This window comes from Flavobacterium sp. TSSA_36, from assembly GCF_051547165.1.
Taxonomy (GTDB): Bacteria; Bacteroidota; Bacteroidia; order Flavobacteriales; family Flavobacteriaceae; genus Flavobacterium.
Window position 1 is genome coordinate 811,059 of record NZ_JBPTTP010000001.1, and the last position, 12,520, is coordinate 823,578.

The window sequence follows — 12,520 nt, forward strand, 5'->3', positions numbered from 1 at the left end:
ATAAACTAAAAAGACACCGATGGGTGTCTTTTTTTTACTCTTCTTTGTCGTGCATTTTTCGCTCTAATTCTGCTTGGTATTCTTCCATAACAGGTTTCATAGTGCTTTCCGGAATGTCTTCGATTCGGATATAAATCAAGCCATCAATGGCATTGTTAAATAGTGGGTCCACATTAAAAGCAACCAATCTTGCGTTTTGCTTGATGTATTTTTTGATCAATACCGGTAATCGCAAAACACCTGGCTCCAATTCATCAATAATTTTATCAAACTTATTCAGGTCGGCATCGGTTTCATTAAAAACAAAGTCCTTGTCGGCATCTTTTAGTTTTACTTTGAATTCTTTTTTCGGATGCACATATTGGGCAATGTAAGGATCGTAATAATGTGATTTCATAAACTCAATCATCAATGATTTTGAGAAATCTGAAAATTGATTACTAATGCTTACGCCTCCTAATAAATATTTGTGTTCAGGATAATGTAAGGTTGTATGAATGATACCGCGCCACAGCAAAAACAAAGGCATCGGTTTTTGTTGGTATTCTTTAATGATAAACGCACGCCCCATTTCGATAGACTTATGAAGCATTTCGTGTAATTCGGGTTCAAAACGAAACAATCCATTCAGGTAAAAACCATCCATGCCATATTTTGGATAAATTTCGCAGCCTAATCCCATTCGGTAAGCACCTGCAATTTTTTTAGTTTCGTCATCCCATAGGAAAAGATGGCGATAATATTTGTCGTATTTATCTAAATCGATAGATTCATTTGTGCCTTCGCCCACTTCTCTAAAAGTGATTTCTCGTAAACGCCCAATTTCATGCAAAATATTAGGAATGTCTTTGGCTTGTGCAAAAAACACTTCGTAGTTTTTACTTTGTAGCAATCGACAATCCAAGTTGCGAAGATTTTCTACCTCACGAATCATTTTTTCGCTATTGGCCGGCGTCACAATTTTTTTGGGACTTTTACTTCCTTTCAATGGATTGGTGTTAAGGAAATTATTTTCCTTCTCAAAAGGATTGGCTAACATGTATGTTTTTCTTCTCAAAAACTCAGAGTAGTCTTCGATGCTATCATATTCATTTTGTTCAGCAACCGAAATAGGTTTGCCGATACGAACTTTGATCACTCTCTTTTTTTGAGTAAGCAATTCTGAAGGCAGTTTTGCGGTGCGCAAGGTGTCGCTTATTTTCGATAAAAAATAGAATAATTTACTGTTTTTGGCATGAAAATAAATAGGAACCACAGGAACTTGTGCTTTGCGAATTACTTTTATAGCGCCTTCTTCCCAGGGTTTGTCTACCATTAATTTCCCGTCTTTGTAGGTAGAAACTTCGCCAGCAGGAAACATTCCAAGGGGTTTTCCATCTTTCAAATGGCGCAACGTTTCTTTAATTCCTACCACACTTGATTTGGCATCCTTGTGGTTTTCAAAAGGATTCACTGGCATAATGTAGGGCTTCATCGGATCGATACGATGCAGCAAGAAATTAGCAATAATTTTAAAATTAGGCTCTTTTTCTAACATTAATTTTAATAACAATATGCCATCGATGCCCCCAAGTGGATGGTTTGAAACCGTAATGTAAGCCCCATCTTTTGGGAGTCGTTTAAAGTCTTCTTTGGGAATTTCAAATTTGATTTCGAATTCGTCCAATATAGCATTCAAGAATTCCACCTCACTAAGATGTTTATTCCTGTTGTAAATTTTATTTAATGTAGAAATTTTCAAAACTTTCATCAGTAACCAACCTGAGAAAGTGCCAAAAACCCCGTATTTGTCCGTTTTAATTGCCTTTGCAACTTCTTTTGCGGTAACTAAACCCATTTATTTTTATGTTTTTGAGCAAGCTGCAAAGATAGAAAAAAACGCCAATTTATTCGGTTTTAATTGAACAAACTTACACTTTTTCACTACTTTTGAATTCTTCAAAAATGCAATATTTTTGTATTGTATTTTAATTAAATTTTTGCTTAACACTTATTTTAGTCACTTTTTTCGCAATAAATCTAAGTCTATGAAAATCATCTCTTATAACGTTAACGGAATTCGTGCCGCCATCTCCAAAGGATTCATAGATTGGTTGCAACAAGCCAATCCCGATGTCATTTGTCTTCAAGAAATAAAAGCAACCGAGGATCAAATACCGGTAGCTGATCTCGAAAAAGCAGGGTATCCCTATCAATACTATTTTTCGGCTACCAAAAAAGGCTATTCCGGAGTAGCTATCTTATCCAAAATCAAACCTAATGCGGTCACTTACGGTACTGGAATAGAGCACATGGACTACGAAGGGCGTAACCTCCGAGTAGATTTCGAGGATTGCTCCGTGATGAGTTTGTACCTGCCCTCAGGAACCAATAGCGAGCGTTTGGGTCACAAATTCAAGTACATGGATGATTTTCATCAGTATATCACCGAATTAAAAAAGGAAATTCCCAACCTCATTATTTGTGGGGATTACAACATTTGTCATCAACCCATCGATATACATGATCCTATTCGCAACAAAAACGTGTCCGGTTTCTTGCCCGAAGAACGCGCTTGGTTAGATCAATTTATCAATTCAGGATTTATAGACAGTTTCCGTCATTTCAATCAAGAACCTCACCAATATTCCTGGTGGAGTTACAGAGCCGGTGCCCGGGGCAACAACAAAGGCTGGCGTATCGATTACAATTTGGTAAGCGAGTCCCTACAACATAAACTCAAAAGAGCCGTTATTCTTCCCGATGCCATGCACTCTGATCATTGTCCAGTTTTGGTTGAAATTGAATAATTTTCAGGAGCTAATCCTGCTGTCCACTACAATCTCTGGCTGAAAACGCTTTTTTTTCAAGTCAGCAAAGGAGCTTCCGTTGGTCGCTCTTTCCTGCCAGAAAAAAATAGCGTTTTCAGCCAGAGGATTTTCGCTCCCATCAGGGCTAGGGCAATGTGCATCAAACAATCATCGTACATAAAAAGTAACATAGTTAAATTAAACCCCATGATCAAAAAAACTTTCCTTGGACTAACGCTCTTGTTCTTAGCTAGTTCCTGCGTGTCCAAAAAAATCTACAACGAACTCGAAAATAAATTAGCCAACCTTCAAAAAGAACACGCCGATTTAACCAATGAAAATGGCGAATTGCAAAAAGCAAAAACACAATTAGAATCCGAAAATGAAGGATTAACATCTGAGTTAAATAAAACCAAATCCGATTTAGAAAAGCTAAAGGCTGATTATGCCGCGGCACAAAATAAGTTCAAAGTACTACAAGATTCGTATGTTGCTTTAGAGAAAAACAGCGGAGAAGCTTTGCAAACCAACCTGAAAAAAAATCACGAACTGCTTGCTGAACTCGATGCAAAAAGTAAAGCCTTGGCAATCGAAAAAGAGCGTTTGAGCAAAAGTGCTCAGCGTTTGCAAGAACTAGAGGATTTGATTGCAGCCAAAGAAGCCGCTATGAAAAATCTAAAAGAAACGCTTTCTAAAGCCTTGAATGGTTTTGAAGGAAAAGGATTGACTGTTGAACAAAAAAACGGAAAAGTCTACGTTTCTATGGAGAACAAATTATTATTCAATTCCGGTAGTTGGGCCGTAGGTTCCGAAGGAAAAAAAGCAGTGGTAGAAGTAGCCAAAGTATTGGGAGACAATCCAGATATTGCTGTTTTAATCGAAGGGCATACAGATGATGACGGTTTCAAAGGTTCAGGACCAATCGCGGATAACTGGGATTTGTCTACCAAAAGAGCCACAGCCATAGTAGCTATTTTGAGCGAAAACAAAAAAGTCAACAAGCAAAACCTAACAGCAGCAGGTCGTAGCGAATATGCTCCCTTAATGAGCAACGCCACTGCCGAAGGAAAAGCCAAAAACCGCCGAATCGAAATCATACTGACACCACGTTTGGACGAAATCTCAAAAATGTTAAACGAGTTTTAGAATAAAGCTTGTCTTAAAGAAAAAGTACAAAAGGCTCATCGTTTTATGGTGAGCCTTTTGTGTTAAAATTAACGAATGTCGAATTTTAAAACGGAAGCTAATTTTTATCTTTGAAGGCTTTAAATTTAATTATCAAATCAATGAAATATACCACACTCCCACAAACTGATATTCAAGTCAGTAAAATTTGTTTAGGCACGATGACTTTTGGTCAACAAAATACTGAAGCCGAAGGACACGCTCAAATGGACTATGCTTTAGAACAAGGCGTTAACTTTTTCGATACGGCCGAGATGTATTCTGTACCAGCGCGTCAAGAAACCTATGGTAGCACCGAACGTATTTTAGGCACTTGGTTCCAAAAAACGGGCAATAGAGACAAAGTGGTTTTAGCATCAAAAATTGCGGGGCCAAATCCTAACTTTACCTATATGCGCGAAAAGAATGATTTTTCTCCAGCGAGTATTCAATATGCTTTAGACCAAAGTTTACTTCGCTTACAAACGGATTATATCGATTTGTACCAGTTGCATTGGCCAGAACGTAAAACCAATTTTTTTGGACAACGCGGTTTTAAAGTACAAGACGATGCTTGGGAAGACAACATTCACGCAGTTTTAGAAACATTGAACGGTTTTATCCAACAAGGAAAAATAAAACATATCGGATTGTCGAATGAAACGCCGTGGGGAATCATGCGCTTTTTGGAAGAAAGTAAATACCATAATTTGCCAAGAATCAAAACGGTTCAAAATCCTTATTCGTTGTTGAATCGCTTGTACGAAAATGGTTCAGCAGAGATTGGAATCAGAGAAAATGTGGGGCTTTTGGCCTATTCGCCAATGGCGTTTGGGGTGTTGTCAGGTAAATTTTTAACGGGCGAAGCACATCCTAACGCAAGAATCAATTTGTTTCCTCAATTTTCAAGATACAATAGTGAACAATCGGCTGCGGCTACGCGTTTGTACCACGAAATTGCACAGCAAAACGGATTGACGTTAACGCAATTGGCCTTAGCTTTTATTGGGCAACAACCTTTTGTAACTAGCACGATTATTGGCGCCACAACTATGGAACAACTGAAAGAAAACATCGATACGATTAACGTGACTTTAAGCGAAGAACTACTGCAAGCGATAGATGCCGTTCAAGCAAAAATTCCTGATCCAGCGCCTTAATAAAGGATTAGAAATTCACTAAAAAAGCTGTAATCGTTGTTATGATTACAGCTTTTTTTATGGTTTTATGTTCCCTAGAAAGCAAGTTTTTACTCTATAGCCCCGATTGTAGTGGAAATCCTTATGGCCCGGGGTTCGGGGCATAAGATTGTAACGGAAAGCGGGACCATTCTTTCCTGAAAAAGCCTATTGTTTCTGCTCCAAATTTTTAAAAGCCAAAAATCAGATCGGCCGCTATGGAATCGGCTTGGATTTGAATGGAGTCGGGCACTCTCAATTTGATGAACGATTTGGCTTGGCCGGTAACCATAAAGGGTTTTGTTTTGTAAATGGAATCTTCGGGTGCGAGCAATCCTCTTCGGTTCATTAAATTAGTCAAAAACAACTGTTGCTTTACGGCAAAGTCTTTGAGTTTTCCTTCGTCATTGAATTGGTACATAAATTTGCGCGGACTTGGAATAATACGAGCCAAGTACAAACATTCGTTCAAGTCTAATTCGGCAGGTGTTTTTTGGAAATAAAAACGACTTGCCTCGCCAATTCCGTATACATCAGGTCCCCATTCGATAATATTGAAATAGACTTCAAGCATGCGCTCTTTGCTAACTACTCGGTTGTTTTCGAGGATGTAAACCAATAAAATTTCTTCTAGTTTACGCGATAAGGTTTTTTCGCGAGTCAAAAAGGCATTTTTGACCAATTGCATGCTGATGGTACTGGCACCACGAGCGAATTTTTTGGTTCGAATGTTTTTGATAATTGATTGTTTGAAAGCTTCGTTGATGAAACCGCGATGATTAAAAAACGAAGGATCCTCTGTGGTTAAGACGCATTTTTGCAAATAGGGTGAAATTTGATCCAAAGGGGTATAATCTGCATTTTCGGCTCCTACTAAAATAGGGCGTTGGAGCACATTTTTAATGATGGCTCGGTACACAAATTCGCCGTTGAGTTTGGTCAAATTGGCTTTGCCGTATTTCGTAATTCGGAGGTTTTCTTTATTTAATTTACTATCAAAAACCAATTGGTTGGGTTTGTTTTTGTTGAATTTGAAATCCAAGTTGTATTCAAAATTCCCTTGGGCTTGCATGCCTTGAAAATTAGTAAATAACCCATCAGGAAGCGAAACGATAAAGTCTTGCGCCTTCATTTTTGGGATACTCACTTGCAATTTATAAATCGTATCCGATTCGGTTTCGTAAGCCAAGTACGGATGCACTTTTATTTTGTTGAGTTGCAAAGTTGAGCTTTTATCGATTGAAATAAAATCAGCACCAAGTAGGAAGCGATAATCAAATCGAGCGTTGTAAATGACCACATCTTTGTTAGCAATTTTGGGGTGATTGATGCGTAAGTTGGTAATGGTGGCCAGTCCGTCAAAATGGAATTCTCCTGATGATTTTTCTATATTTTGAATATTCAAACGGATGGAGTCGAAGCTGGATTGTAGGTGGTAGCGCTCATCAACGTAGGGAAGTCGAATAGCTCCTGTATCTTGATTAAAAATACGAAAATCTGCGGTTTTATTTCTTGGATTGGCGATTCCTTTTAGGCTTAATTGTTGTTTAAATGTGTTGGTTTCAACTCCAATGGCACAGTTAAGTTGTTCGTTTTTTAAAGTAAGATTTTTAAAATCGAGTAGGGTTTTGTTTCCGTTGTCATCAATTTTGAAGGCTAAGTTTTGGACGCGCATATCGGTAGGTACCAAATTGAGAACTCTAGAAATCATTCGATAGGCTGTGGCGGCATAATCGGTTTTGCGATCCGAATTTTCGAGGTTGATTTCTTCCTCTTTTTTTAAAAAAGCATCAAAGTTGCGTTGTTTTCCTTTTTTGACTAATTGGATGTAGCCGTCTTCGAGTTCTAATTTTTCTAATTGAACATTCCCAATGAATAAATTCCAAAAACTGATGCTGGTATTGAGTTTTTTAAGGTGTAAAAGCGTATCTGCGTTTTTGGGTGCCAAAATAACATCGTAGAGATTAATACCACTAAGTCCATCAAAACTGGCTTTTTTGACACTAAAGTCACTGTTGTATTGCTGGGTCATTTTCGTCGAAACCTTGTCTAAGGCTTGGTCTAAAAGAGTATCTCTAAAAAAAATAAAACCTCCTATAATCACAAGTAGCATTATAGCTATTATTTTCAGGGCAAGAAGGAGTTTTTGTTTATTCGTTTTCATCATTGAAATTTCACTTTGGCAGCAAAAGTATCTTATTTTATGTTAAGTTTTATGCAATAAAAACCGGAAAATTTGTTAAGTGTTTGATATACAAGCTATAGTTGTTGTTTTGTTTTGAAAATAAGTTTTAAAATGGACTTTTGAGATTTAATTATCAGATCTCTTCGTTTATTGCGCTCAACTTCCAGATTTTTTTCGGAGTAACACAATAATCCAATTGTATATCATTCTCATAAACATCATTTATTTGATCTTCGGGTTCAAAGAAAGAAAGGCCTATTTTTAGGGTGTCAGGGCTGCATTCTGAAAGGAATTGATCATAAAATCCTTTGCCGTATCCCACGCGATTGCCCAGTTTATCGTAGGCGAGTAAAGGTACAAACACGACTTCTATTTGTTTCGAAGGTACTTCTATTCCTGATACGGGTTCAGGAATTTGGTAGTCATTTTTTACAATTCGCGTATTGTCTGTCAATAAAATATGCGTCATTTTTCGGGTTTCGAAATCGCTTTTTGACAGGATGATTTCTTTGTCTTTTCCAGAAAGAATGTGTAAAAGAAACTCGGTGTTGATTTCTTTTTGGGATGCGATGGGTAAAAAAATATGAAAATAGGTTTTGTCCCAAATAGGAAGCGATAAAGCTTGGTTGGCAATTTCCAAGCTCATCGATTCTATTTCATTTTCAGTAAGTGCTTTTCTTAGTGCTTTATACTTCAGCCGTAATTCCTTTTTCAACATGGATAGTCGCTTTTAATTGGGCTATAAAAGTAGTCAAATGTTCGACTTCTACGTGGTCCATAAGCACTATTTTGTACCACTTATTGTCACCATGATGTTGTTGTGGTACCAAATCAAAAGTATCGGCTAGTTTTGGGTCAATGTGCTCGGCATGAATGGTGACAATGTTCATGAACGGATCTCTAAAATAAGCAATGCCCAGTTGGTCCAATTCGTTACATAAAAACTGCGTACGCATTTGTAAAATACTCACTTTTTCGAACCAACCGTGGGGACCATAAGCAAAGAGAATCATCCAAACAGCCACAGCATTGGATCCGGATCGGCTTCCGCAAAGGGTAAGGTCCATGCCTTCTACATACTCGGCTTCTTTGGTCAAAACGTTTTCAATTAGATTTTTTCGGCAAATGAAAATCCCTGTTCCATAAGGCGATTGTAGCATTTTGTGCGCATCGATGGTGATCGAACTTATTTTGGGATTCTCGAAATTTAGGGTTGAATTGGGATTGCTAAACGGATAAACAAAACCACCATAAGCCCCATCGATATGAAGTTTATAGTCTAAATTGTGTTTTTCAAAAAGAGTGCAATATATTTCAGGATCGTCTACAGAGCCAAACATGGTGGTACCCATATTCGAAACGGTGATAAAATATTTTTTACCTTTCGCTTTCGCCTCCAAAATCAATTGTTCTAATGCAAGGCTGTCTATGGATCTATTATGAAAGGCAACAGGAACTTTAATCCAATCTAACATCAGTACATTGGATCCTTTTGCAATGGAGTAATGCGTGTCTTCGGAAGCTACAATGGCAATTTCATGTAATTGGGCACCTTTTTGATACATAAAAAAGTTGCGATACATCCAAATGGCCTGAATATTCGCTTCGGTTCCTCCCGGTGAAATATAGCCATCGTAAGCGTCAGGTTTTGCTTTGAAAATATCGACTGCAATGACATCTAAAACATCACGCTCTATTTGTTGGGTGCCTTTGAACGCTTTTTCAGAGGATCCCAAAGTGTGACAACCAATATGATTGGGATTGGCAACATAGGTTTGTAGGGTTGGAGCTTCTTTCAAAAATGGGGCGTCATCATTAAAAACTCTACCATCAAGTTTAGAAGCTGGATATCCTAGAGAGATATCTTTCGAAAAATTCACATTTTCTGCTAAAGCATTTTGTATTCGCTCTTTACGTTCTTTCTGATCTATTTTTTTCCAATATAACATTGCTATGATTTTTTGGCAAAGGTAACTGGCTGATTGCTATTAGAATATGATTTTTGTTAGGTTTTTAAATTTTAAATATCATTAATCAAATCGAAATAAGCCTCTGGTTTTTCTGGTGATTTAGATGGTGCCAATGAAGTAGACAAATGAAAAATAGCATCGCCCTCATACACAATCGGAGATTGATTGCTGTTAATAACATAGCCATCGTTGGGCGCTTTAACCTTGCGCTCAAACTTTCCAAAAGGATCGGTAATGAGTGCTAAAACAGTTCCTTTGGTAACAAAAGTTCCGATGGTATTTAAATCATGAAGCATGCCTGAACATTTGGCTCTTACCCAATTCGATTTTTCGATGTAAATGGTTTTGTTTTCCGGTACCTCGATACTGTGTATTGGATCTAACATGTCCAATTGTGCCAATACGCGTTTGGTGCCTTCAAGTCCCTCACTCGCGACTTTTTTATCTATGTCTAATGATTTTCCGCCTTCAAATAGCAGCATTTTTACCTTCATTTTAGTAGAAGAATTTCGAAACGAACCCGCAATGTTTTTGGAGTACAAAGTGAAAGGAGCATTGAAAACATCGGCTAATTGCTTTAATTCAGGATCATTTTCGGCCAAGCGAATTTGTGGTGCATTGAATCTGCTGGCGCCTCCTGCATGAAAATCGATAGCATAATGCACTTCGGGCATAACTTCGTTTAGAATATGAAAGGCAAATCTACTCGCCAAGGAGCCTTTTTTGCTTCCTGGAAAAGAGCGGTTCAAATCACGACCATCAGGAAATTCGCGAGAACGATTCACAAATCCATACATATTAATGATGGGAATGCAAATAATGGTGCCGCGTTTGGGTTTATTTATTTTTTTGCTAATGAGTTGTCGTACGATTTCGATTCCATTGATTTCATCTCCGTGAATACCAGCAGAGAAAAGCACAACGGGCCCGTCAAGTTTAGAGCGACGAACTATGATGGGAATATTGAGTTTTGTAGTCGTGTGAAGTCGCGCCATCTCAACGTTGATGGTTTTGTTTTCTCCAGGTAAAATGCTTTCGCCGAAAATCGTTATTGGTTTTAAACTTCTCATAGCCAACTTTAAAAGGCTAAATATAAAAATTATTAAGCATTAGCTGTTGGTTGAAATTCAAATAAAATAAAAAGGTAACCACACTTCGATGCCTCAGTGCAAGCTAGAGCCACAGATTTATAGCATTTAGCCACGAATTCACTAATTGTCATCGAAATTGAATTTCACAAATTTATCAACTTTAATGATTTGTGTCATTACTACCTATCGTAATTCCTGATTTATTAGTGAATTCGTGGCGAAATTTTTTGAATACGAATGTTCTGAAGAAAAAGCCAGCACAGAAGTTTTAGAAAAATAGAATTACTAAATTTGTTCTGAATTAAAAGCGATAGCGAATTTTCCTAAAACTACAATGACGCAACCCTCGATAGCCCTTCAAATACAAACCCTTCCTGATAATCCAGGCGTGTATCAATATTATGACAAGGAAGGTAAAATTTTATATGTAGGCAAAGCCAAAAATTTAAAAAAAAGGGTATCTTCTTATTTTAATAAAATTCACGATACGGCCAAAACCAATGTGTTGGTCAAAAAAATTGTGACCATAAAACACATTGTAGTTCCCACAGAATCCGATGCGTTGCTGTTAGAGAATAATTTAATCAAAACGCTTCAGCCTCGTTATAATGTTTTGCTTCGCGATGACAAAAGTTACCCTTGGCTGTGCATCAAAAAAGAACCTTTTTCGCGCATTTTTTCTACTCGTAGAATGATTAAAGACGGTTCCGAATATTTTGGTCCTTACACGAGTTTCAAGACCGTAAATACTATTTTGGAATTAATCAAAGAGTTGTATCCACTCCGAACTTGTAATTTTGATTTGAGCCAAAACAACATCAATAGTGGGAAATTTAAAGTGTGTTTAGAATACCATATTGGCAATTGCAAAGGACCTTGTGAAGGTCACGAAAGCTTGGAACATTACCAAAAACAAGTAGATGCCATACGTGAAATTCTTAAAGGAAATTTCAAAGAAAGTTTAAAGGATTTTAAGCGAATGATGGTCGATTTGGCCAGCGAAATGCGGTTTGAAGAAGCACAGAAAATAAAAGAAAAAATTGAGGTTCTAGAAAATTACCAATCTCGTTCTACGATTGTCAATCCGAAAATTACGAATATCGATGTGTTTTCGATTGTTTCGGATGAAAGTGCGGCTTTTGTCAATTTCTTGCAAATTTCCCACGGTTCGATTATTCGTTCGCATACAATGGAAATCAAGAAAAAGTTAGCAGAAACCGATGAAGAGTTGTTAGAATTAGCAATAGTAGAACTTAGAGAACGCTTTCATTTATTGTCCAGAGAAGTGATTGTTCCTTTCGCCATAGATTTGGGTGAAAACATCAAAATTACAGTACCTCAATTGGGCGATAAAAAACAAATATTGGATTTGTCTATTCGTAATGCCAAGTTTTATCGCATTGAACAACTCAAACAATTGCAGATTGTCGACCCAGACCGCCACACCAATCGCATTATGGCGCAAATGCAAAAAGACTTGCGATTACCTGTAGAGCCAAGACATATTGAGTGTTTTGATAATTCAAATATTCAAGGAACGAATCCTGTATCGGCTTGTGTGGTTTTTAAAGACGGGAAACCCAGCAAGAAAGATTACCGTCATTTTAATATCAAAACCGTCGAAGGACCAGATGATTTTGCTTCGATGACTGAGGTAGTGTACCGCCGCTACAAACGATTATTAGACGAAAAAGAACCTTTGCCACAATTGATCATCATTGATGGGGGAAAAGGACAATTATCTGCGGCCTTAAAAAGTATTGATGAGCTAGGTTTGCGAGGGAAAATCACCATCATTGGCATTGCCAAGCGATTAGAAGAACTCTTTTTTCCTGGAGATTCCATCCCTTTGTATTTGGATAAAAAATCCGAAACACTGAAGGTAATTCAGCAATTACGAAACGAGGCCCACCGATTCGGAATCACCCATCATCGTGACAAACGAAGCAAAGCCGCCCTGAATTCATCGATTGAAAGCATTCCGGGAATTGGCGAAAAAACCATGATTGCCCTAATTGAGCATTTTAAAAGTGTTAAAAGAATACAATTGGCCACAGAAAAAGAAATTTCTGACGTAATAGGTGTGTCAAAAGCCAAAAAAATTTCCGACTTTTACAAGAAATAGCACGTTGCTAAATTCTTG

Annotated in this window: 9 protein-coding genes; 4 read left to right on the forward strand and 5 right to left on the reverse strand. The window is 37.6% G+C overall.

Features of this window, described 5'->3' with window-relative positions; translation table 11 throughout:
• Nucleotides 1–34 precede the first annotated feature (34 nt).
• Nucleotides 35–1,837, reverse strand: coding sequence for a GNAT family N-acyltransferase (locus tag ACSVH7_RS03490; protein WP_438065298.1), 1,803 nt, complete (start codon nucleotides 1,835–1,837; stop codon nucleotides 35–37).
• 190 nt (nucleotides 1,838–2,027) lie between these two features.
• Here ACSVH7_RS03490 and ACSVH7_RS03495 point away from each other — a divergent pair, with 190 nt between their 5' ends.
• From ACSVH7_RS03495 to ACSVH7_RS03505, 3 genes are all read left to right on the forward strand, one after another.
• Complete coding sequence (locus tag ACSVH7_RS03495; protein ID WP_438065299.1) at nucleotides 2,028–2,789, forward strand: exodeoxyribonuclease III; 762 nt, start codon at nucleotides 2,028–2,030, stop codon at nucleotides 2,787–2,789.
• Nucleotides 2,790–2,996: 207 nt separating this feature from the next.
• Nucleotides 2,997–3,935 carry an OmpA family protein gene (locus tag ACSVH7_RS03500; protein WP_438065300.1) on the forward strand — a complete coding sequence of 313 codons (939 nt, stop codon included), beginning with the start codon at nucleotides 2,997–2,999 and terminating at the stop codon, nucleotides 3,933–3,935.
• A gap of 140 nt (nucleotides 3,936–4,075) precedes the next feature.
• Complete coding sequence (locus ACSVH7_RS03505; protein WP_438065301.1) at nucleotides 4,076–5,113, forward strand: NADP(H)-dependent aldo-keto reductase; 1,038 nt, start codon at nucleotides 4,076–4,078, stop codon at nucleotides 5,111–5,113.
• Between the two features lie 208 nt (nucleotides 5,114–5,321).
• Here ACSVH7_RS03505 and ACSVH7_RS03510 read toward each other — a convergent pair whose 3' ends face one another.
• The 4 genes from ACSVH7_RS03510 to ACSVH7_RS03525 all read right to left on the reverse strand — a co-directional run bounded on the left by ACSVH7_RS03510 (nucleotide 5,322) and on the right by ACSVH7_RS03525 (nucleotide 10,356).
• Nucleotides 5,322–7,295, reverse strand: a complete 1,974-nt coding sequence (locus ACSVH7_RS03510; RefSeq protein ID WP_438065434.1) for a transglycosylase domain-containing protein — start codon at nucleotides 7,293–7,295, stop codon at nucleotides 5,322–5,324.
• 154 nt (nucleotides 7,296–7,449) lie between these two features.
• Nucleotides 7,450–8,034, reverse strand: coding sequence for a 5-formyltetrahydrofolate cyclo-ligase (locus ACSVH7_RS03515; RefSeq protein ID WP_438065302.1), 585 nt, complete (start codon nucleotides 8,032–8,034; stop codon nucleotides 7,450–7,452).
• Nucleotides 8,003–9,265, reverse strand: a complete 1,263-nt coding sequence (locus ACSVH7_RS03520; protein ID WP_438065303.1) for a pyridoxal phosphate-dependent decarboxylase family protein — start codon at nucleotides 9,263–9,265, stop codon at nucleotides 8,003–8,005. Before ACSVH7_RS03520 ends, ACSVH7_RS03515 begins: the two co-directional genes overlap by 32 nt.
• 71 nt (nucleotides 9,266–9,336) lie before the next feature.
• A complete protein-coding gene (locus ACSVH7_RS03525; protein ID WP_438065304.1) occupies nucleotides 9,337–10,356 on the reverse strand; it encodes a succinylglutamate desuccinylase/aspartoacylase family protein in 1,020 nt (339 codons plus the stop codon).
• A gap of 355 nt (nucleotides 10,357–10,711) precedes the next feature.
• Between ACSVH7_RS03525 and uvrC the strand changes: the two genes are divergently transcribed.
• Nucleotides 10,712–12,502, forward strand: coding sequence for an excinuclease ABC subunit UvrC (uvrC, locus tag ACSVH7_RS03530; RefSeq protein WP_438065305.1), 1,791 nt, complete (start codon nucleotides 10,712–10,714; stop codon nucleotides 12,500–12,502).
• The last annotated feature ends 18 nt before the right edge of the window (nucleotides 12,503–12,520 follow it).

Bases quoted from the DNA above. Each gene is read 5' to 3' on its own strand.
- ACSVH7_RS03525 (WP_438065304.1), bottom strand. From the start codon at position 10,356: ATGAGAAGTTTAAAACCAATAACGATTTTCGGCGAAAGCATTTTACCT.
- ACSVH7_RS03490 (WP_438065298.1), bottom strand. From the start codon at position 1,837: ATGGGTTTAGTTACCGCAAAAGAAGTTGCAAAGGCAATTAAAACGGAC.
- ACSVH7_RS03515 (WP_438065302.1), bottom strand. From the start codon at position 8,034: ATGTTGAAAAAGGAATTACGGCTGAAGTATAAAGCACTAAGAAAAGCA.
- ACSVH7_RS03505 (WP_438065301.1), top strand. From the start codon at position 4,076: ATGAAATATACCACACTCCCACAAACTGATATTCAAGTCAGTAAAATT.
- ACSVH7_RS03495 (WP_438065299.1), top strand. From the start codon at position 2,028: ATGAAAATCATCTCTTATAACGTTAACGGAATTCGTGCCGCCATCTCC.
- ACSVH7_RS03510 (WP_438065434.1), bottom strand. From the start codon at position 7,295: ATGAAAACGAATAAACAAAAACTCCTTCTTGCCCTGAAAATAATAGCT.
- uvrC (WP_438065305.1), top strand. From the start codon at position 10,712: ATGACGCAACCCTCGATAGCCCTTCAAATACAAACCCTTCCTGATAAT.
- ACSVH7_RS03500 (WP_438065300.1), top strand. From the start codon at position 2,997: ATGATCAAAAAAACTTTCCTTGGACTAACGCTCTTGTTCTTAGCTAGT.
- ACSVH7_RS03520 (WP_438065303.1), bottom strand. From the start codon at position 9,265: ATGTTATATTGGAAAAAAATAGATCAGAAAGAACGTAAAGAGCGAATA.